Annotated in this window: 19 protein-coding genes; 13 read left to right on the top strand and 6 right to left on the bottom strand. The window is 71.4% G+C overall.

All coding sequences use genetic code 11. The features are described from left to right. The 6 genes from ACJMNC_RS14340 to ACJMNC_RS14315 form a co-directional block, all read left to right on the top strand. A partial coding sequence (locus ACJMNC_RS14340) for a WD40 repeat domain-containing protein (RefSeq protein WP_408948637.1) occupies positions 1–2,063 on the top strand: 2,063 nt, incomplete at its 5' end. 124 nt (positions 2,064–2,187) lie between these two features. Beyond that, positions 2,188–3,096 (top strand): Rossmann-like and DUF2520 domain-containing protein, encoded by a 909-nt coding sequence (locus ACJMNC_RS14335; protein ID WP_408948636.1) that lies wholly within the window; start codon positions 2,188–2,190, stop codon positions 3,094–3,096. Beyond that, entirely contained in the window at positions 3,093–3,998 is a 906-nt protein-coding gene (gene panC / locus ACJMNC_RS14330) for a pantoate--beta-alanine ligase (protein WP_408948635.1), read from the top strand. The genes ACJMNC_RS14335 and panC overlap by 4 nt, the downstream gene beginning before the upstream one ends. Positions 3,999–4,003: 5 nt before the next feature. Next, positions 4,004–4,429: an aspartate 1-decarboxylase gene (gene panD, locus ACJMNC_RS14325; protein WP_408948708.1), complete on the top strand. Its 426-nt coding sequence runs from the start codon at positions 4,004–4,006 to the stop codon at positions 4,427–4,429. After that, the gene (locus ACJMNC_RS14320; protein ID WP_408948634.1) at positions 4,429–5,226 is read left to right on the top strand and encodes a type III pantothenate kinase; all 798 of its coding nucleotides are present in this window, start codon (positions 4,429–4,431) and stop codon (positions 5,224–5,226) included. The genes panD and ACJMNC_RS14320 overlap by 1 nt, the downstream gene beginning before the upstream one ends. A gap of 180 nt (positions 5,227–5,406) precedes the next feature. Next, complete coding sequence (locus ACJMNC_RS14315; protein ID WP_408948633.1) at positions 5,407–5,850, top strand: MaoC/PaaZ C-terminal domain-containing protein; 444 nt, start codon at positions 5,407–5,409, stop codon at positions 5,848–5,850. A 65-nt stretch (positions 5,851–5,915) separates the two neighbouring features. Here ACJMNC_RS14315 and ACJMNC_RS14310 read toward each other — a convergent pair whose 3' ends face one another. After that, positions 5,916–7,631 carry a TIGR03767 family metallophosphoesterase gene (locus tag ACJMNC_RS14310; protein WP_408948632.1) on the bottom strand — a complete coding sequence of 572 codons (1,716 nt, stop codon included), beginning with the start codon at positions 7,629–7,631 and terminating at the stop codon, positions 5,916–5,918. A gap of 303 nt (positions 7,632–7,934) precedes the next feature. On the opposite strand from ACJMNC_RS14310, the gene ACJMNC_RS14305 reads away from it, so the two are divergent. Further along, positions 7,935–8,375, top strand: a complete 441-nt coding sequence (locus tag ACJMNC_RS14305; RefSeq protein WP_408948631.1) for a rhodanese-like domain-containing protein — start codon at positions 7,935–7,937, stop codon at positions 8,373–8,375. Between the two features lie 70 nt (positions 8,376–8,445). Next, positions 8,446–9,969, top strand: coding sequence for a lysine--tRNA ligase (gene lysS, locus ACJMNC_RS14300; RefSeq protein ID WP_408948630.1), 1,524 nt, complete (start codon positions 8,446–8,448; stop codon positions 9,967–9,969). A 24-nt stretch (positions 9,970–9,993) separates the two neighbouring features. Here lysS and ACJMNC_RS14295 read toward each other — a convergent pair whose 3' ends face one another. The 4 genes from ACJMNC_RS14295 to ACJMNC_RS14280 all read right to left on the bottom strand — a co-directional run bounded on the left by ACJMNC_RS14295 (position 9,994) and on the right by ACJMNC_RS14280 (position 14,416). Continuing rightward, on the bottom strand, positions 9,994–10,575 hold the full coding sequence (locus tag ACJMNC_RS14295) for a pyridoxamine 5'-phosphate oxidase family protein (protein ID WP_408948629.1): 582 nt from the start codon (positions 10,573–10,575) through the stop codon (positions 9,994–9,996). 98 nt (positions 10,576–10,673) lie between these two features. Next, positions 10,674–12,209, bottom strand: coding sequence for an AAA family ATPase (locus tag ACJMNC_RS14290; RefSeq protein WP_408948628.1), 1,536 nt, complete (start codon positions 12,207–12,209; stop codon positions 10,674–10,676). Positions 12,210–12,339: 130 nt separating this feature from the next. Further along, positions 12,340–12,738 carry a hypothetical protein gene (locus tag ACJMNC_RS14285; RefSeq protein WP_408948707.1) on the bottom strand — a complete coding sequence of 133 codons (399 nt, stop codon included), beginning with the start codon at positions 12,736–12,738 and terminating at the stop codon, positions 12,340–12,342. Positions 12,739–12,871: 133 nt separating this feature from the next. Beyond that, the gene (locus ACJMNC_RS14280; protein ID WP_408948627.1) at positions 12,872–14,416 is read right to left on the bottom strand and encodes a FadD3 family acyl-CoA ligase; all 1,545 of its coding nucleotides are present in this window, start codon (positions 14,414–14,416) and stop codon (positions 12,872–12,874) included. A gap of 42 nt (positions 14,417–14,458) precedes the next feature. Between ACJMNC_RS14280 and ACJMNC_RS14275 the strand changes: the two genes are divergently transcribed. The 3 genes from ACJMNC_RS14275 to ACJMNC_RS14265 all read left to right on the top strand — a co-directional run bounded on the left by ACJMNC_RS14275 (position 14,459) and on the right by ACJMNC_RS14265 (position 17,787). Further along, positions 14,459–15,739 (top strand): acyl-CoA dehydrogenase family protein, encoded by a 1,281-nt coding sequence (locus ACJMNC_RS14275; protein WP_408948626.1) that lies wholly within the window; start codon positions 14,459–14,461, stop codon positions 15,737–15,739. Further along, positions 15,736–16,560 (top strand): SDR family oxidoreductase, encoded by an 825-nt coding sequence (locus ACJMNC_RS14270; protein ID WP_408948625.1) that lies wholly within the window; start codon positions 15,736–15,738, stop codon positions 16,558–16,560. Before ACJMNC_RS14275 ends, ACJMNC_RS14270 begins: the two co-directional genes overlap by 4 nt. A 69-nt stretch (positions 16,561–16,629) precedes the next feature. Further along, positions 16,630–17,787, top strand: coding sequence for an acetyl-CoA C-acetyltransferase (locus ACJMNC_RS14265; protein WP_408948624.1), 1,158 nt, complete (start codon positions 16,630–16,632; stop codon positions 17,785–17,787). Here the strand turns inward: ACJMNC_RS14265 and ACJMNC_RS14260 are convergent. Continuing rightward, entirely contained in the window at positions 17,762–18,922 is a 1,161-nt protein-coding gene (locus ACJMNC_RS14260; protein ID WP_408948623.1) for an FUSC family protein, read from the bottom strand. The genes ACJMNC_RS14265 and ACJMNC_RS14260 overlap by 26 nt on opposite strands. A 62-nt stretch (positions 18,923–18,984) precedes the next feature. On the opposite strand from ACJMNC_RS14260, the gene ACJMNC_RS14255 reads away from it, so the two are divergent. Next, entirely contained in the window at positions 18,985–19,521 is a 537-nt protein-coding gene (locus tag ACJMNC_RS14255; RefSeq protein WP_408948706.1) for a MarR family winged helix-turn-helix transcriptional regulator, read from the top strand. A gap of 149 nt (positions 19,522–19,670) precedes the next feature. Beyond that, complete coding sequence (locus ACJMNC_RS14250; protein WP_408948622.1) at positions 19,671–21,059, top strand: sulfatase; 1,389 nt, start codon at positions 19,671–19,673, stop codon at positions 21,057–21,059. The last annotated feature ends 70 nt before the right edge of the window (positions 21,060–21,129 follow it).

The following is a 21,129-nucleotide window of genomic DNA, read 5'->3' as shown; positions in this document are numbered from 1 at the left end:
GGCTGCAGCTCAGTTCACCGACCGTCTCGGCCCGGCTGGCGCTGCTCGCCGCCCACCTGGACCCGTCCGACGAGAACCGGTCCCGGCTGGTGGTGGCCGAGAACCTGCCGCTGGCCGCGCCCCTCGGCCGCGCCTCCGGAGCGGTCTACAGCATCGACGTCGACTCCGGCGGGCGCCGGGTGGCCGCCGCCGGCTCCGACGGCGCCCTGCGGATCTGGCCGCTGAACCCGCCGCGCCGCGGCGAAACCGATCCGCTGGTGCTGCCCGGACACCAGAGCTTCGTGACCAGCGTCCACTGGTCGCCGGACGGCAGCAGGCTGGCTTCGACCAGCGACGACGGCACCGTCGGCATCTGGGACCGGCTCGAGCCCGGGGCGCGTCCCCGGCTGCTCCGCGGGCACGAGGGGCGGGTGGTCTTCTCGGCGTGGAGTCCGGACGGGCGCCGGCTGGCCACCGCCGGCATGGACCGGACGGTCCGGGTGTGGGATACGGCCACCGGACGGCAGCTGGCCGTTCTGACCGGGCACACCGGTGACGTCCGGGCCGTCGACTGGAGTCCCGACGGCCGGCTGATCGCCTCGGGCGCCTCCGACAGCACCGCCCGGCTCTTCTCGGCCGGGGACTACCGGCAGGTCGGCGTGATCAGCGGGCACACCGACCTGGTGCACGCGGTGGCCTTCAGCCCGGACGGCCGGCTGCTGGCCACCGGCTCCGACGACTCGACGGTCCGGCTGTGGGACGTCTCCGCGCCTGCCGAGCCGCACCCGGTGGGGCTGCCGCTGACCCGGCACACCGGCCCGGTGTGGTCGGTGGAGTTCAGCGCCGACGGCCGCCGGCTGATCAGCGCCTCGGTGGACGGCACCGCCCGGCTGTGGAGCGTGGTGGATCCGGCGACCGTCGTCCAGGTGGGCCCCACCCTGCAGGGGGCGGCGAGCTCGCTGTTCTCGGCGGCGTTCACCCCGGACGGGCGCGGGGTGGTCACCGCCGGCGCCGACGGGGTGATCCGCCGCTGGTCGCCGCCGCCGACGGTGCTCGAGGGCCATTCCGGCCGGGTGATCGCCCCGGCCGTGGTCGGCGACCGGATGCTCACCGGCAGCTCCGACGGCAGCCTGAGCCTGTGGGACATGCGGCGGGCCGACACCCCGCAGTCACTGGATCAGACCCGCAGCGCCGGCCGGGCCCGCATCGAGCAGGTCTCGCTGTCGGCGGACGAGCAGTTGGCCGCCGCGGCCACCGGCGCGGGCACCGTGGAGATCCGTGCGGTCGCCGCCGACGGACGTTTCGCGGCGCCCGAGACGGTGCGGGTGAGCGCCCTCGACCAGCACCGCGCACTGTTCGCGCCGACCGGCCGGCTGCTGCTCACTTCCGGGCGCGACGACGAGGTGCGGCTGTGGTCGGTGGCCGACGACGGCAGCGTTCGCGCACGCGGCCCGGCGATGGTGCACGACCGGGGGCACTGGTGCACCGCCGCCGCGTGGAGTCCTGACGGGACGACGGTGGTCACCGGCGGCGCCAACGGGCGGCTGGCGGTGTGGAACGTCCGCGACCCGGACCACCCGCAGCGCCTGGCCGTCTCCGGTGAGCGGCACGCGGGCACCGTCAACACCATCGCCGTCAGCCAGGACGGGCGGACGGTGGCCTCCGGCGGGGACGACGGCGAACTGCGGCTGTGGTCCATCGAGAGCGGCGAGCTGCGTCCGATCGGGGTGTACCGGCACGAGCGCGGCAGCACGGTGCGCACCCTCACCTTCGCCGACGACGGCCGCCGGCTGGTCTCGGCGGGGGACGGCCAGAGCCTGCTGGTGTGGAATTCCAGCGATCCGGCGCACATCGGCCCGATCGGCGCGGCGATCGGCGTGGCCGGTGCCGGGCGCTGGTACGCCGACACCGTCGCCGACGGCTCGGTGGTGATCACCGGCGGCGACTACGGTTCGCTGATCGTGAACCCGCTGAATCCGGACTACGCCCGGGACCGGATCTGCGGCAGCACCGCACCGCTCGACGACGACAGCTGGAACCGGTACGTGCCGGGCAGCCTCGGCCGGCCGGACCCCTGCCGATGAGCCGCGGTGAGGAGGGTCACACCCCGTGGCGCCTCCCCGGCGGTGCGCCTATCGTTGTCGGGTGGAACGTCTGGTACCCGGCCCGATCAGCGGCCAGGACTGGAACTGAACATGGAGGACGACGGTGACCGCACCGATCACACCGCCACGCCTGCAGGTCGGGGTCATCTCGGCCGGCCGCGTCGGCACCGCGCTGGGCGAGGCACTCGCCGCCGCGGGCCATCCAGTGATCGCCGTGCATGCCCGGTCCGCCGCCTCCCGCGAGCGCGCAGCGCGCCGCCTGCCGAGCGCCTCGCTCGCCGACATCCCCACCGTCACCGCCCGCAGTGACCTGCTCGTCCTGGCCGTCCCGGACACCGAGCTGGCCGGCGTCGCGCAGACCGTCGCCGCCACCGTCCGGCCGGGGCAGATCGTCCTGCACACCGCTGGTGCGCACGGGGTGTCCGTCCTCGAACCGGTCACCCGCGCCGGCGCACTTCCCCTGGCCGTCCACCCGGCGATGACCTTCGTCGGCTCCGGCGAGGACACCGTCCGGCTGGCGTCGAGCTGCTTCGGGATCACCAGCGCCGACGAGGTGGGCGACGCGGTCGCCGCCGCCCTGGTGCTCGAACTCGGCGGCACGCCGGTGCGCATCGCCGAAGACCGGCGCACCCTGTACCACGCGGCCCTCGCGCACGGCGCGAACAATCTGATCGCGCTGATCACCGACGCCGTCACCGCCCTCGAGGCCGCCATCGACACCACCGCCACCGTGGACGCGGCCCCCGCGTCGTCCGCTCCGGCGGGTCTGGCCGCCGAACTGCTGGCCCCGCTGGCCCGGGCGAGCCTGGAGAACGTGCTCGCGATGGGGCCGTCCGCGCTCACCGGTCCGGTCGCCCGCGGCGACGCGGCCGCCGTCGCCGGACACCTGGAAGCTCTTGCCGCGCTGCCCGATCCGGGCATCGTCGGCGGATACCGCACTCTCGCCGCCCGCGCCGCAGCCCAATCCGGCGCACCTGGCGCGGTGACCGACGTCCTGGAGGTGAGCGCGTGAGCGCGACCGAGACCGACGACCGGCCGTACGTGCCGGGACAGCTGACCGTGCACCGCGATCCGGCGGAGCTGCATCGGGTGAGCCGGGCGCTGCGCGGCACCGGCAAGCGGGTCGCGCTGGTGCCGACCATGGGGGCCCTGCACGAGGGGCACCTGGAGCTGGTGCGGACGGCCCGCGAACGCGGCAACACCGTGGTGATCGTCTCCATCTTCGTCAACCCGCTGCAGTTCGGCGCCGGTGAGGATCTGGACGCCTACCCGCGCACCTTCGACGCCGACCTGAAACTGCTCGAGCCGCTCGGCGTGGAACTGGTCTTCGCCCCGACCGTCGCCGGCATGTATCCGTCCGGCCCGCGCACCACCGTCCATCCGGGACCGGCCGGCACGATTCTCGAGGCCGCGTCGCGGCCGACCCACTTCGCCGGCATGCTGACCGTGGTGGCCAAGCTCCTGAACATCGCGGCACCGCACGCCGCGTACTTCGGGGAGAAGGACTACCAGCAGCTGGTGCTGATCAACCAGATGGTCCACGATCTGAACATGGACGTGGAGATCATCGGGGTTCCCACCGTGCGCGAGGCCGACGGCCTGGCCCTGTCCTCGCGGAACCGTTATCTCTCGCCCGCTCAGCGTGAGCTGGCGACCATCCTGTCGGCTGCCCTGGTGGCCGGCTCGCATGCGGCCACGGGTGGCCGCGATGCGATTCTCGCCGCCGCCCGCGCGGTGCTGGATACCGCCCCGGAGATCGAGGTGGACTATCTGGAACTGCGTGACCGCGGACTCGGCGACCCGCCCGAGGAGGGCGACGGCCGGCTGCTGCTGGCCGCCCGTCTCGGCTCCACCCGACTGATCGACAACGTGGGTGTCTACATCGGTACCCGACCCGAACAAGAAGAGGGATGAACGACGTGTTCCGCACCATGATGACCGCCAAGATCCATCGCGCCACGGTGACCCAGGCCGACCTGCACTACGTCGGCTCGGTCACGATCGACGCCGACCTGCTCGACGCCGCCGGACTGCTCGAGGGCGAGCAGGTCTGCATCGTCGACATCGACAACGGCAACCGCCTGGAGACCTACGTGATCGCCGGTGAGCGCGGCTCCGGCGTGATCGGCATCAACGGTGCGGCAGCGCATCTGGTCAAGCCGGGCGACCTGGTGATCATCATCGCCTACGGCATCCTCAGCGAGGACGAGGTGCGCGAGTATTCGCCCAAGGTGGTCTTCGTCGACGAGGCCAACCGCCAGGTGACCCTCACCGACGATCCCGCCGACGTGCCGGCCGGTTCCGGCCTCAAGGACCCGCGGCAGCTGGCCGACGCGACGCTCTGATGCTGCTCGCGATCTCGGTCGGCAACACGAACATCCACATCGGGGTGTTCGCCGGCTCGGGTGATCACGCATCGCTGGTGCGGGACTGGCGGATCCACACCGAGCCGCATCTGACCGCCGACGAGTTCGCCCTGCAGCTGCGCGGTCTGCTCGGCGCCGACATCGAGCGGGTGACCGCCGTCGCCGGACTGTCCACCGTGCCCTCGCTGTTGCGTGAGATGCGGGTGATGCTGCCGCGCTACTTCGGCGACGGCGCCCACGTACTGCTCGAACCCGGTGTGCGGACCGGGATCCCGCTGCTGGTGGACAATCCGAAAGAGGTCGGCACCGACCGGGTGGCCAATGCGCTGGCCGCGCACGAGAACTATCCGGACGGTCCGTGCATCATCGTGGCCTTCGGTACCGCGACCGTCGTCGACGCGGTGTCGGCCAAGGGCGAATACCTGGGCGGGGCGATCGCGCCGGGCGTGAACCTGGCCGTCGAGGCGCTCAGCGATCACACGGTGACGCTACGCCGCACCGAACTGCTGCCGCCGCGCAGCGTGATCGGCAAGAACACCACCGAGGCGCTGCAGTCGGGCATCCTGTACGGCTTCGCCGGACAGGTCGACGCGCTGGTGAGCCGGATCCGCGACGAGGTGGACGGCTTCGGCGGCCGGGACGTGACCGTCGTGGCCACCGGCTTCCTGGCCCCGCTGATCTACGAGGAGTGCACCACCCTCACCGCGCACCATCCCCATCTGGCGCTCGACGGCCTGCGCCGCGTGTACGAGCGCACCCGGAGACCCCGCCGCTGAGCGGCTTCCGGAACGGGGGCCGGCGAGGTGGCGGCCGCTGTTCCCGTCGACGCCCCCCGCCCCACCGACCTGGGTCCACCCCGCCGAATAGTCGGTGGGGCGGAACGTACTCGGCAGGGCGGAGCGGACATCCCAGGGCGTGCGACGAACGGCCGGCCGCGCGCTCGTAGAGTGACCACCATGGCAACCATCTACGGCGAGGACCTGGTCGAGGGCGCGGAGTACCGGCTCGGCGAGTACACCCTGACCGAGGCCGAGATCATCGACTTCGCGAAGCAGTGGGATCCGCAGGCCTTCCACACCGACCCGCAGGCCGCCGAATCCGGCGCCTACCGCGGCATCATCGCCAGCGGCGTCCAGACGATCGCGGTCATGCAGCGGCTCACCGTGCAGGCGGTGTACGAGGGCTGGAGCGTGATCGCCGGCCGCCGGGTCGGCGAGACCCTCTTCCTGCGCCCAGTCCGTCCCGGCGACACCCTCACCGGTACCGCGGTGCTGCGCCGGGTGGTTCCCGAAGCCCTGGGCCGCACCGGCGTCGACATCGACATCGAGCTCACCTGCGACGGCAAGCCGGTGCTGACCGCCTCCTTCGACGTCCTGGTGCGTACCCGGGCCGCCGGCTGAATCGGCTTCGACCGGGCGTAGCCGTCCCGTGCCGCCACGGCGCGAGCGCTGCTCCGGCACCGGTGTCAGTGCAGCGGATTGGCCAGCAGCAGTTCGCAATTGCGGTCCGACAGCTTCCCCATCCGTTCCGGATCGGTGTGGATGTCGTTGTACGCCAGCTCACGGTAGAGGCTGGCGAGTCCGGCCGGTGAGTGGTCGTCCTCGTCGGCGGTGTAGGCGGCGTCGGCCTCGATCAGCGGGGTGAAGATGCTGATGGTGCCGTCGCGGTTGTCGGTCACTTCGAGGATGCGGGCCAGCTGCGGATAGTCGATGTGGCTGGCGGTGTTGATCTCCCAGAAGCTGCGCTTCGGGGTGCTGCCGCGGTGCGCGATCATCGCATTGTTGTGGGTGTGCCCGTTGACCCAGGCGATCACATTCGGATGCCGGTGCAGCGCAGTCACCAGATCCTCACCCAGGAACTGGCGCTCACCGGGCGTCTCCGGATTCGGCAGTGTGGCGGTCATCGTCGTCGACGTGTGATGGCTGAACACGATCACCAGCTGATCGGCGTGCGCCCGCAGCTGCCGCTCGATCCACGCCAGCTGCTTCTCGCCCATCGAACCGTCGGCGATGCCCAGCGAGTTGGTGGTGTTCATCGCGATGCCCAGCACTCCGGGCGCGATCTGGAAGCGGTACCAGGTGGGTCCGTCCGGATCGGCGAAACCGTGGCCCACCGGCCCGGGACCGGTGGCCGACGGCTCGAAGTGCCGGCGCACGAACTCGCGGGCGTTCATCGGCCGGCGCTGCGGATCCGGGGTGGCCGGAAGGGTCGGACCGGTCACCCGGAGTCCGGTCAGCAGCGCGCCGAGCTGTCCGGGGTCGCGGGCCAGAGCAGCGGCGATCCGGTTGAACGCCGGATCCGTGGCCGGCAGATCGAACTTCACCGACGAGAGGTACAGCCAGTCCAGCACCCCGTTCGGAACGGTGCCGAGCATCGAATCGTCGTGGTTGCCGAAGACCGCGTACCAGGGGGTGCGCAGACCGGGGCTGGTGTGGGCGGCGATGGCGGCCCGCAGCAGCCCGGGGATCTGCACGAAGCCGGCGTCCTTGTAGATGTCCCAGCTGTCGAGCTCCGGGCGGTAGTACTGCGTGGAGCCGAGCGCCTGCACACCCTCGAAGCGGCCCTTGGCGCCGGTGTCCGGAGTGATGGTGCCGCCGGAGAGCAGCCGCATGAACCAGGTGAGCTCGCAGTACTGGTGGTTGTCGGTGTTGTCGCCGGTGCTCACCACGGCGTCGAAGGCGCGGCCGGTGAACGGTCCGCCGGGCAGCGCGTTGATCCGGTTCACCAGGGCGACGGCGCCCTGGGTGCCGAGGGCCTCCTGCGGGCGATAGGCCGGGGCCTGCACCGGGTGGACGTACTCGAAGCGCGCGGGGCTCTGCACGTCGGCGATGTGGATGTCGGTGAGCTGGACCAGCGACGCCAGTGGGATGCGGGTGTTCTCGCGTGAGGGGTGCGCGGCAGCGAGTTCCTGGTGCACGTACAGCGGCCAGCCGCGTCCGGCGGTCAGCTTGCGGTAGCCGCCCGTGCGCGCCCGGCCCGGGGCGGCGGCCTGCGCCAGGGTGGTGCCGGCGGTGTGTGCGGCCGGCAGAGCGCCCGGTTCGGCGTGCACCGGTCCTGCGGCGCGGGCTATCCCGGTCCCGGCGGCGAGACCGGCCGCGAGTGCCGAGGCACGCAGGAAGGCGCGGCGGTCGGGGCGGGCGGGGCCGGCAGTCGGCGCGGGGTGCGGCTGGTCGTCGGACATGAACTGCACCTTAACGTCGGGTGGACTGCCGGTGTGGGGATCTGGCCCGGGTCGTCCCATCGACGGGGCTCAGGGAGCTGAAGGGGTCCGTCGAAGGGGCCGTAGGAGGGCGGTGCCGGAGTTTTGTGCGACGGTGCACACAACCCTTACCGGCGGCCGGGGCGCCGTGGCAGAATGGTCGCCGTGATCAAGAGCTGTCAGGAGTGTTGTCAGGGCTGAGAACCGCGGTACGCGGTCGGCCCTGATCTTCGCCGTTCCCGACCCACGAGCCCGCAGGCTCGCTCGATCATTCCGGAGTTTCCGATGACTCTCGCCATCACCCCCGTTTCTGCCCCCGTCACCGCACCCGTCGTCACGTCGGTGCCCGCCGCCGGGGCCGCCGTGCCTCTCTCGGTGCAGCCCGACGACTACCGCACCGTCGTCGACGCGGGCGCCACCGTCGTCGACCTGCGCAGCGCCACGGCCCGGCAGTATGCCGGCGCACTGCTCGGTGCGCTGGCGCTGGACCTCGACGAGGCCCTCACCCTGCTCACCCCCGGCGCACCCGGCGCGCTGCGGCGCGCCACCGTCGACGCGTCCTGGCTGCTGGTCACCGAGGACGGCTACGACGCCGAGTGGCTGGCCTGGCATCTGCAGGCGCGCGGAGTGCTCGGCGCCCGCTTCCTGGTGGGTGGCCACCGGGCGCTCCTCGCCCGCGGCGGCAGCGGTGCACACGTGGCCGACGGGCACGAGTACTTCGTCTGAGCCCTCGCGCACACCGCGGACGGGCGGTCGAATTGGCCCGGGCCCGCCGCCTTGCCTAACCTGGTACATCGTGAGTGAGCACGCCGCGGAAACCGACGATCAGACCCCCGAGCAGTTGCGCATCCGCCGCGAGAAGCGCGAGCGGATCCTCGGCGAGGGCCGGGAGGCCTACCCGGTGGCGGTCGGGCGCACCGATTCGCTCGCCGAGATCCGGGCCAAGTACCCGGACCTGGAGGCCGGCACCGAGACCGGCGACGTCGTCGGCGTGGCCGGCCGCATCATCTTCCTGCGCAACAAGGGCAAGCTCTGCTTCGCCACGCTGCAGGACGGCGACGGCACCCAGCTGCAGGCGATGATCAGCTTCAACGGGGTGGGCGAGGAGTCCCTGGCGCGCTGGAAGGCCGACACCGACCTCGGCGACATCGTCTACGTGCACGGCGAGGTGATCTCCTCGCGCACCGGTGAGCTGTCGGTGATGGCCGACGCGTGGGAGATGGCGTCCAAGTCGCTGCGCCCGCTGCCGGTGGCGCACAAGGAGATGAACGAGGAGTCGCGGGTCCGGCAGCGCTATGTGGACCTGATCGTCCGGCCGGAGGCGCGGCAGATCGCGCGCACCCGGGTGAAGGTGATGGCCGAGCTGCGGGCCTTCCTCACCGACCGGGACTTCCTCGAGGTGGAGACGCCGATGCTGCAGACGCTGCACGGCGGAGCCGCGGCCCGGCCCTTCGTCACCCATTCCAATGCCTTCGACATGGACCTGTACCTGCGGATCGCGCCGGAGCTGTTCCTCAAGCGCTGCGTGGTCGGCGGCATCGACCGGGTCTTCGAGGTCAACCGCAACTTCCGCAACGAGGGTGCGGACTCCACGCATTCGCCGGAGTTCGCCATGCTGGAGACCTACCAGGCCTACGGCGACTACGACACCGCCGCCGAACTGATCCGGTCCCTGGTGCAGACGGTGGCGCAGCAGGCGCTCGGCACGCTCACCCCCACCATGCCCGACGGCTCCGTCTACGACCTGTCGGGACAGTGGACGTCGGTGTCGATGTATCCGTCGCTGTCGGCGGCGCTCGGCCGGGAGATCGTGCCGCAGGCGCCGGGGCAGGGGACCACCGTCGACGAGCTGCTGGCCATCGCCGCCGAGGTGGGCCTGGAGATCCCCAAGGACAAGGGCTACGGGCACGGCAAGCTGGTCGAGGAGCTGTGGGAGCACCTGGTGGGCTCGCGGCACGACGAGCCGCTGTTCGTCCGGGACTTCCCGGTGGAGACCTCGCCGCTGGTGCGCGCACATCGGAGCGTGGCCGGCGTGGTGGAGAAGTGGGATCTGTACGTGCGCGGCTTCGAGCTGGCGACCGGCTACTCCGAGCTGGTGGATCCGGTGATCCAGCGGGAGCGCTTCGTCGATCAGGCGCGGCTGGCCGCGGCCGGCGACGACGAGGCGATGGTGCTCGACGAGGAGTTCCTCGCGGCCATGGAGTACGGCATGCCGCCGACCGCCGGGACCGGCATGGGCATCGACCGGCTGCTGATGGCGCTGACCGGTCTGGGTATCCGCGAGACGGTGCTCTTCCCGCTGGTCAAACCGCGCGCCTGAGGAGCGCCGCCGCGGCGGGAACGGTCAGTGTTCCCGGCCGCCGCGCGCCTCGTCGAGCTGCCGCTGCAAGTCCCTGATCTGCTGCACGTACAGGTCGGTGCGTTCGCGCACCTGCTCGGCGGTGTACTGCGGGACGAGGGCTTTGGCGCAGTTCCAGTCGAAGGCTTCGACGTCGATCACGATGCAGCGCTCAGGGGTGCGCTCGAGCCGTCCTTCGGGAACCAGCATCAGCGCCTCGAGCAGTGCGGGATCGTCGTCGGCGGGAACCACGGCAGCGGTGCCGAAGAGTTTGAGCCGGCTGCGCATCGGGTAGTCGGCGAGGAACAGGGCCGCCCGGCCGCTCTGCGCGAGGTTGCCGACGGTGACCAGCTGCTGGTTGCCGCGCAGATCGCCGAAGCCGATCCGGTTGCCGCCCAGGTGATGCAGGAATCCCGGTGGGCCGCTGCGGTACTGGAGATACGGCCATCCGGACGGGGTGACGGTGGCCAGCTGGAACTGGAAGGCGCCGGTGATCATCCGGATCTCGCGGGTCCCGAGGTCCTCGACCGGCGAGAGGCCGGTCTCGTCTCCGGCCCCGTAGACGATGTCGCGGTACCGGTCCTGCATGGCACCGATTGAAACACACCGGCGACGGAACCCCGCGGCGCGGTCGCCCCGGGGCCTGGTGGCCGTCGGTCAGACGGTGGGGGTCAGGCGGTGGGGGATCAAGCGGTGGGGCTCAGCAACGTCCGGACGGCGGCGGTGGCGCCGGCATCGGCGGGGACGTGCGCCCAGTCGTCGCCCGGCGGGCACAGGGCTGTGGTCTGCGCGCGGGCCACCGCGGCGTCGGCGTCGGAGGCGTCCGGTCCGCGCCGCTCGATCCGCTCGATCCGTTCGGCCTCGGGCAGCTCCAGCCAGATCCCGGTGAACGGGGCGCCGGTCGCCGCGGCGACGGCGGCCAGGCCGGCGCGCTCGTCGGGACGGCCGGAGACGGCGTCGGCGATCACGCTCATCCCGCCCGACAGGTTCTGTGCGGCGAGCCGGCGCAGCTCGTCGTACACCTCGGCACTGGCCTCCGGGGTGTAGCGCTCGGCCGGCAGGTGCCGGGTGGCCGGCACCCCGGCCAGGCGTTTGCGCAGCACGTCGCTGCGCAGGATCCTCGCGCCGGGCGCGGCACCGACCTCGCCGCCGACGGCGCGGGCCAGGGTGGACTTGCCGGTGCCCGAGGCGCCGGCGACGGCGATGAGTCGCGGCGGTACCGGGTCGGTCAGGGTCAGCGCCAGGTCCAGGTAGCCGCCCGCGGCGTCCGCGTCGCCCTCGGCGGCGCAGACGTGAGCGCGGACCGTGGCCCGCACGCTGAGCATCAGGGGCAGCAGGAGCAGCCCGTCCTCGTCCGCGGGGCTGCGATCGAGGTAGGCGTTCATCACCACGTTCGCCGCGTGCTGCAGACCCCGCGCCCACAGGTCCATGAGCAGGAACGCCAGGTCGTAGAGCACATCGGCGGTGGCCAGTTCCGGGTCGAACTCGAGGCAGTCGAAGAGCGTGGGTTCGCCGTCGAGGACGGCGATGTTGCGCAGGTGCAGATCGCCGTGCCCGAGGAGCACGCGTCCGCGTGCGGCCCGGTCATCGAGGAGCGGTGCCTGCGCGGCGAGCAGGGCGCGCAGTCGATCGGTCAGTTCGACGGCGCGGGCCGGCGGCAGGATCTCCGGGAAGCGCTGCATACTCAGCAGATTGCCGTCGATCACGTCGAGGAGCCTGGCCGCGCCGGCGTGGTCCTCGCTGACCTCGGCGACCGTGTGGAGATCGGCGACCCGGGCGGCGATCCGGGTGAGCAGGTCGTCGGTGAGGACGCCCGCGTCGGCCCACTGGGCGAGCAGGGCGTCGTCGCCGAAGCGGACCATCTCCAGCGCATAGTCGTCGGCCGGGGCATCGCCGGCGAGAACCTCGGGGCTGTCGAGGATTTCGGTGCCGTCGGGGCCGCTGCTGAAACTGTGCACACCCAGATACAGCTCAGGTGCGGTGCGTCGGTTGAGCCGCAGTTCGGTGGTGAGCGCATCGCGGCGCCTGGCCACCGTGGAGAAGTCCAGGTAACGGTAGGTGACCGGACGCTTGAACTTCCAGGCCCGGTCGCCGGTCAGCACGATCACCGCACCGTGGGTGACCACATGCCGTTCGCCGGACGGGTCGAGCAGTCCGGCCCGGCGCAGCAGGTCCAGCGGAGCCGCCGCCGGATCGTCTTCCGCACCAGCGTGTTCCACCATCGACTGCACCCTCCCCGGATTCCGCGCCGGACGGCGGCGCTGAGATCGATGGTGCCGGGCCGCCGGTCCGGTGTCCAGGCGGCCCGACCACCGCCGACCCTCCCCGGTGGTCGGCGAACGGTGTCCGGGGTCAGCGCCAGTCGGACCAGTTCCACGGTTCGTCGCTGATCACGGCGCCGTTGGGGGCGATGATCTGCAGCCGGTCACGGTGCACGTGATAGGTGTACCCGTTGTTGGTGGCGTGGAAGCCGTACTGATTCTCGGTGGCCCCGTAGATCTCGAGGGGAGCGCCGGTGGTCTTGGCCACGCCCCGGTAGGCCCAGCCGGTGGGGCCCTGCACGGAGCAGATCGCCACCTGCGACCAGTCGGACTCGGCGAGCACCTTGGCCGGTCCGTGGCACCACGGACCGTTGGGGATCCCGTCTGCGGCGGCCTGGCCTGCGCCGACGGCCACTGCTCCGGTGAGCAGGGTGCCGGCCGCGACCGTCGCGGCGGCGGTACGGAGGGTGCTTCCGGTGCGGATACGCATGGTGAACACGTCCCTTCTCAGATGCGGCTGCGGCCGGGCCGCACGGATCTGTGTCGGGGGTACTAATCGTCGACCGCTACGAGGTATGTCGGTGACGGGCGTCACAGCGTGACAGTGTGCAGGTCATGGCGTTTCAGCCGAGCTCTCGTTTGAGGATCTTGCCGGACGCGTTGCGGGGGAAGGCATCGATGAACTCCACCGCGCGCGGCACCTTGAAGTTCGCCAGATGCTCCGCGGCGTAGGCGAGGACCTCGTCGGCGGTCACCACGGCGTCGGGCCGGCGGGTGAGGAAGGCCTTGCCCACCTCGCCGAACCTCTCATCGGGTACCCCGATCACCGCGGCCTCGGTCACCCCGGGCACCCGGGTGAGCACCTGCTCCACCTCGGCCGGGTAGACGTTGAAACCGCCGCAGATGTACATGTCCTTGAGCCGGTCGGTGATCGTCAGGTTGCCGCGCTCGTCCAGGGTGCCCACATCGCCGGTGTGCAGCCAGCCGTCGGCGTCGATGGTCTCGGCGGTCGCCGCCGGGTCGTCGAGGTAGCCGCGCATCACCATCGCTCCGCGGGCGAGCACCTCGCCCTGCTCGGAGAGCCGGATCTCCATCCCGGGATAGGCGCGGCCGCAGGTGTTGGCGACGGTGAGCGCATCGTCGCCGCTGGTGCAGGTGGTGATGAAACCGCTGGTCTCCGTCTGGCCGTAGGCGGTGAGCACCGTGGGCACGCCGAGTTCGGATTGCAGCCGCTCGATCAGCACCACCGGCACGATGGTGGCGCCGGTGATGATCAGCCGCAGACTCGACAGGTCGTAACGGTCGCGGTCGGGGGAGTCGAGAATGGTCTGGAAGATGGTCGGTGCCCCGGGGAAGACCGTCACACCGTGAGCCGCGACCAGCGCCATGGCCTCGCCGGGTGAGTACACGGCGAGCGGGATCATGGTGGCGCCGGTCAGCAGACAGGGCAGGATCCCGGCCTTGTAGCCGAAGGTGTGGAAGTACGGGTTGACCATCACATAGCGGTCGCGCGGACCCAGGTCGCCGTTCTGCGCCCAGGCGCGCGAGCCGGCGACGGTCTGCCGGTGCTCGGCCAGCACCCCCTTCGGGGCGCCGGTGGTGCCGGAGGTGAAGAGGATGTCGGCCAGATCGTCGGGGCGGACGGCGGCGGCCCGGCGGCGGGCGGCGGCGATGTCGTCATCGGTGGCCGAGGCCAGGAAGTCGTCCCAGGCGATCGCACCGGAGCAGGTGACCGGGGATGCCAGGGGTACGCCGATCACGGTGCGGCCCTGGGCGATCGGCGAATCGAGGACCTCGGAGAGCCGGTCGATGCCGGCGAACTCGCCGGAGGCCACCACCACCCGGGCCCCGGACCGGGTGATGATGTCGGCGGCCTCGCTCACCGTGTAGCGGGTGTTCAGCGGCACCAGCACGCCGCCCGCGTACTGGATGCCGAGAACGGCGACCGGCCAGTGATGGCTGTTGGGCGCCCAGAGCGCCACCCGGTCGCCGTGGCGGAGGCCCAGCCGGATGAGAGCGCCGGCGAAGCGGCGCACCCGGTCGGCGAGTTCCGGCCAGGTCAGCTCGACCGGCTCGGACCACTGTCCGTCGATCACCGCGATGCCGTCCGGCCAGGTCTGCTCGGCCAGTTCCACTGCTGCAGGGGTCGTCATCGGCTGCGTGCTCATGAGAGAAACCTAGCAAATGCTTGGTAGGTTAGACTAGCGATCATGACGACGATCAACCTCGCCGATCGCACCGTCGACCTCGGGAAATGGGCCGAGGCCACGCCGGATGCCGATGCGGTGTTCGCGGATGCGGTCCGCACCTGGCTGGCGGAGAACCTGACCGGCCGCTTCGCCGACCTGCGCGGCCGCGGCGGACCGGGCAGTGAGCACGAGTTCTTCCCGCAGCGGCTGGAATGGGATCGGCACCTGGCCGCCGCCGGGTGGACATGCCTGGGCTGGCCCACCGAACACGGCGGCCGCGGGGCGACTCTCGAGCAGCGCATCATCTTCCATCAGGAGTATGCCCGCGCCGACGCGCCGGCACGGGTGAATCATCTCGGCGAGGAACTGCTCGGCCCCACGCTCATCGAATACGGCACCCCCGAACAGCAGCGCCGCTTCCTGCCGCACATCGTCGACGTCACGGAACTGTGGGCGCAGGGCTACTCCGAACCCGGGGCGGGCAGCGACCTGGCGGGCGTGTCCACCGCGGCCACGCTCGAGGAGGATCAGGCATCGGGCTCCCGGCACTGGGTGATCAACGGCCAGAAGGTGTGGACCTCCCTGGCGCACCTGTCTCAGTGGGCGTTCGTCATCGCCCGTACCGAGAAGGGGTCGAGCCGGCACCGCGGTCTCAGCTTCCTGCTGGTGCCTCTGGACCAGCCGGGCGTCACCATCCGGCCGATTCAGCAGATCACCGGGACCTCCGAGTTCAACGAGGTCTTCTTCGAGGACGCCGTCACCGACGCCGACCTGATCGTCGGCGCCCCGGGTGACGGCTGGACGGTGGCCATGGGGCTGCTGCAGTTCGAGCGCGGCGTGTCCACCCTCGGCCAGCAGGTGGGCTTCGCCCGGGAGCTCGACAATCTCATCGAGGTCGCGAAGGCCACTGGCGCCGTGCACAATCCGGAGATCGCCTCCCGCCTGCGCCGTGCCCGGCTCGGCCTGATCGTGATGCAGGCCAACGCCCGCCGCACGCTGGCCGGCGACGTGGTCTCGCAGGCCGGTGCGGCCTCGGTCGCGAAGCTGCTGTGGGCCAACTGGCATCGCGACCTCGGTGAGCTGGCCGTCGATGTGGTGGGGGCCCCCGCCCTGGTCGGCCCGGACGTCACCAGCGAGGGGCGGCCCAACGACATCTACGATCCCGAGCACGTCGAACTCGACGACTGGCAGCGACTGCTGCTGTTCACCCGGGCCGACACCCTCTACGGCGGCTCGAACGAAGTGCAGCGCAACATCATCGCCGAGCGGGTGCTCGGCCTTCCCCGAGAGGCACGGCCATGACCGATCGTCCCGTTTCCCCGCTGGCCGCGATTCCCGAAGAGACCCCCGGACACGACCTGCTGGTCGGCAAGAAGGCCGTGGTCACCGCCGCCGCCGGCACCGGTATCGGCTTCGCCACCGCCCGACGGTTGCTCCTCGAAGGCGCCGACGTGCTGGTCTCCGACTTCCACGAACGCCGCCTCGGCGAGACCGTGACGGCGCTCTCCGCCGACTTCCCGGACCGGCAGGTGACCTCCTTCGTCTGCGACGTCTCGAGCACCGAGCAGGTGGACGACCTGATCGCCGCCGCCGCGGCTCAGTTCGGCCGGATCGACATCCTGGTCAACAACGCCGGTCTCGGCGGCGAGACGCCGGTCGCGGACATGACCGACGACCAGTGGGACAGGGTGCTCGACATCACGCTCACCAGCACCTTCCGCGCCACCCGGGCCGCGCTGCGGTACTTCCGGGAGGCCGGGAGCGGCGACGGCCCCCAGCGCGGTGTCATCGTCAACAACGCCTCGGTGCTCGGCTGGCGCGCGCAGCGCGGGCAGGCGCACTACGCCGCGGCCAAGGCCGGCGTCATGGCGCTGACCCGATGCAGCGCGGCGGAGGCGGCCGACTACGGGGTACGGATCAACGCCGTTGCGCCGTCGATCGCCCGGCACCCGTTCCTGGCCAAGGTGACCAGCGACGAACTGCTCGACGAGCTCGCCGCCCGCGAGGCCTACGGGCGCGCCGCGGAGGTCTGGGAGATCGCGGCCGCGATCGCCATGCTGGCCAGCGACTACACCACCTATCTCACCGGCGAGATCGTCTCCATCTCCAGTCAGCGAGCCTGAGCCACAACACTTCTCGGCAGACCCGGACGGGTGCTGCGCCGAGATCTCTCTACATAAGGAGCACCACCCATGATCACCCCGCAGGCGTACATCGTCGACGCCATCCGCACGCCGGTCGGCAAGCGCAACGGCTCGCTGGCCGAGGTCCATCCCGCCGACCTGGGCGCCCACGTGATCAACGCCCTGCTCGAGCGCACCGGAATCGACCCGAACGTGGTCGACGACGTGGTCTTCGGCTGCGTGGATGCCATCGGTCCGCAGGCCGGCAACATCGCCCGCACGGCGTGGCTCGCCGCCGGCCGGCCGCTGGGCATCCCCGGCACCACCGTCGACCGTCAGTGCGGGTCCTCGCAGCAGGCCATCCACTTCGCCGCGCAGGGCGTGCTGAGCGGCACACAGGACGTGGTGCTCGCGGGTGGTGTGCAGAACATGAGCGCCATCCCCATCTCGCAGGCGATGATCGCCGGACAGCAGTTCGGATTCACCACGCCCACCGCCGAATCCACCGGCTGGCGCGAGCGTTTCGGCGATGCCGAGGTGAGCCAGTTCGTCGGTGCCGACATGATGGCCAAGAAGTGGGACATCTCCCGCGAGGACATGGAGCGCTGGGCGCTGCAGAGTCATGAGCGGGCCCGCGCCGCGATCGCCGCCGGCCGCTTCGACAACGAGAACGTGCCGCTGGGCGACTGCGTCGTCGACGAATGCCCGCGAGAGACCTCCCTGGAGAAGATGGCCTCGCTCGACACCCTCGCCGAGGGCTCGGACCTGACCGCCGCGGTCGCCTCGCAGATCTGCGACGGCGCCTCGGCCACGCTGGTGGTCTCGGAGAAGGCCCTCAAGGAGTACGGCCTCACCCCGCGGGCCCGCATCCATCACCTGAGCGTGCGCGGCGACGATCCGGTGATGATGCTCTCCGCGCCCATTCCGGCCACCGAGTACGCGCTGGCCAAGACCGGGCTGAGCATGGACGACATCGACGTGGTGGAGATCAACGAGGCCTTCGCCCCGGTGGTGCTGGCCTGGCTCAAGGAGACCGGCGCCGATCCGGCCAAGGTCAACCCCAACGGTGGCGGCATCGCGCTCGGTCATCCGCTGGGCGCCACCGGCGCGAAGCTCTTCGCCACGCTGCTCAACGAGCTCGAGCGGACCGGCGGCCGCTACGGCCTGCAGACGATGTGCGAGGGCGGCGGTACCGCCAACGTCACCATCGTCGAACGGCTCGGCTGAGACGTTCGCGCACCGGCCGGCCCGGCCGGTGCGCTGCGCCGGGGACGTGGTCGGTGGCACTCAGAGTGAGGGCGGCGACGACGATCCCGACCACGATGCCGATCAGCGTGTCCGCGACCCGGTCGACGGCCGCGGCCGGGGTCAGGCCGGCGCCGAGAGCGGTGAGCAGCAGTGCCATCGGGGTCACCGCGGTGGAACAGATCGCGTAGTTCATCGGTGCGGTGATCTCGGCGATGGTCTGGAAGACCATGATCGAGACGACCGCACCCCAGTAGCCCAGCGGCAGCGCCAGCAGGCCGGCCGCGATCAGGGCTCCGGCGAGGTTGCCGAGCAGGCGGGCGATGCCGCGGGTGACCGTGAGGTGGTAGCCGACTCCCTGCAGGGTGGCGACGGCACCCATCGCCGCCCACATCGGATGGTCGAAACCGGCGGCTGCGGCGATGACCGCGCTCACTGCGGCGGCGGCGGTCATCCGGGCGCCGGTGGCGAGCAGGTCCGGATGGGTGACCCGGGCCATCGATGCCCACACCGACTGGTACTCGACGTCGCCGGCGGACGGCGGACGCGCACCGCCGGCCAGCCGGTGCCGGACACGGGCCCACAGCCACGGGGCCAGGGCCGCGATCAGACCGATCAGCGCACCCGCCGCGGCGGCGGCCAGCGACCGCCAGAAGTCCATCGCGTCGGTGACGAAGCCGGCCGAGGCGGTGGCGGCGAAGACGAAGACCACAGCGCCCGGACCGGCCACCCGCAGGGCGCCGACGACGACCGCCGCGACCCCGGAGAGCAGGGCGACGGCCACGATCTCGGTGGCGAGCGCGCCACCGGACAGACCCACCAGCCCGCCCACGGCGATCGATGCGGTGATGCCCACTCCGAGGGCGGCGAGCCGGCCCATCCTCACCGGATAGGGATCCGGACGGCCGAAGGCGGAGATGAGCGCCCCGAGGGCGGCGAAGCCGACGATGTCGCGCTGACCGGCCAGGCCTCCGGCGAGCAGCACCAGTCCCACGGCCAGGCCCACGCGCACCGGTGCGGCGAACGAGGTGCGACTCGTGTCCACGCTGACGGCGCTGCGCCAGGTGGACGGGCGCAGCGGATGGGCGAGAGCGGCGGCGCGGGTCGTGGAGGTCATTGAATTAGTTTACTACTATTTCACTAGTAAAATAAAATGGCCCCCGAGATCTCCGGCGTAGGCTGAGCCGCGTGTCCGACGAAGCCGCCCCCACCGACCCGGCGGATCCGGCCGACCGGGAGGACCTTGTCGACCGCATCCAGTCCGAGTGGGCGCACGCCTATCCGCAGTTCGACGTCCGCCCGGTCGGGCTGCTCGGCCGCATCCAGCGCATCGCCGCGATCACCAGCGGACGGCTGGACCGGAACCTCCAGCGTCACGGGGTGAGCCGGTCCGAGTTCGACGTGCTCGGGGCGCTCGCCCGCGCGCCGGAGCCGCTGCGTGCCAGCGAGGTGGTCTCCACGACCATGCTCAGCGGCGCCTCGGTCACCAAACTCTCCGAGGCGCTGGTGCGCCGCGGACTGGTGCGCCGCGGCAAGTCGCCGCGCGACGGGCGGGTGGTGCTGCTCGAACTCACCGACGCCGGCCGCACCGTCGTCGACGAGGAACTCCCCGGCCGGCTGGCCGACGACGAGGCCGCGCTCGCCGGGCTGACCGCCGAGGAGCGCACGCAACTGGCCGCGCTGCTGCGGAAGATCACCAGGTCGCTGGGGGACTGACGCCGCATGCCGGCGGCGAGCGAGAACCGTTGCGGCAGAAAACAGTCGCCGCCGGAACGGTGCGCAAACGGCCCGGATCGCCGGGCATCGCCGGCCCCGATCCATCGTGCCGCACCGGGGCCGGGCGTCGTGCTGTCAGAATGGCAGGCATGGCACCTGACGACGCAGGCATGGCACCTGACGACGACGGCCCCGAGAACGTGGTCCTGATCCACTGGCACGACCTCGGCCGGCACCTCGGCTGTTACGGCGCCGACGGTGTGGCCAGCCCGCATGTGGACGGGCTCGCCGCCGCAGGCATCCGCTTCACCCAGGCACACGCCACCGCACCGCTGTGCTCGCCGGCCCGCGGCTCGCTGTTCACCGGTCAGTACCCGCATCGGAACGGTCTCGTCGGACTGGCGCACCACGGCTTCGGGTACCGGGAGGGCACCGCGACGCTGCCGGCGCTGCTCAGCGCGGGCGGCTACACTTCGGCGCTGATCGGCATGCAGCACGAGAGCACCGATCCGGGCGGCCTCGGCTTCGACACGGTCGACGTGTCGGACTCGCGCTGCGACTACGTGGTCGAGCAGGCGCAGGACTGGCTGTCCCGGCGGGTGTCCGACGGCGATCGCCGCCCCTTCCTGCTCACCGCCGGATTCTTCGAGACCCACCGGCCCTACCCCGCCGACGAATACGTTCCGGCCGACACCGCGGACATCGACGTCCCGGACTTCCTGCCGGACAGCGACGACGTCCGCGCGGACCTGAGCGGACTGCACGGGAGCATCGCCAAAGCCGATGCCGCGGTGGGCCGGCTGGTCGCGACGGTCGACGAGCTGGGCCTGGGGGAGAACACCTGGATCATCGTCACCACCGACCACGGACTCGCCTTTCCCCGGGCCAAGTCCACGCTCTACGCCGAGGGCACCGGGATCGCACTCGTGGTGCGCCCGCCCGCCCGGCGGCACCTGCCGCCGCGGATCTACGACGAGCTCTTCTCCGGCGTCGATCTGACGCCCACGGTGCTCGACCTGCTGGGACTGCCCGTTCCGCAGGACATGGACGGCGAGTCGCACGCCGACGCGCTCGTCGACGAGGACGCCGCACCCGTCCGGGATGCGGTGTTCACCGAGAAGACGTACCACGACGCCTACGACCCGATCCGCGCCGTGCGCACCAAGCGATACAGCTACATCGAGAACTACGCCGACCGGCCCGAACTGCTGCTGCCGCTGGACATCGCCGACAGTCTGTCGGCCCGATCCCTCGATCCGCGGCGGGAAACCGCCCGGCGCGCGCCGGCGGAGCTCTACGACCTGAGATTCGATCAGACTGAACAAAAAAATCTGATCGACGATCCCGAGCACGCTCAGGTGCGCGAGTCGCTGCGCGAGCGCCTCCACCGCTGGCGGGAGGCCACCGGTGACCAGCTGCCCACCGAGGCGCAGGGAACGGCGATCGCGGACCGCTTCATGGCGGAATTCTTCGCAAACGCGCAGGAAGCGGGCCCGGACCGGGAAGCGCTCCCGTCACGGCGTCCGCGGGGGTGCTAGGAGTGGGTCGCCTGCGGCACTGCCCTCGCGAAGGGCCAGGCCCGGGCGAAGGACGCGCAAACGCTTCTTA

Source organism: Gordonia sp. VNK21, assembly GCF_046098115.1.
GTDB lineage: Bacteria > Actinomycetota > Actinomycetes > Mycobacteriales > Mycobacteriaceae > Gordonia.
Note: the sequence above shows the minus strand (reverse complement) of the source record. Positions and strands in the feature narration are given on the sequence as shown.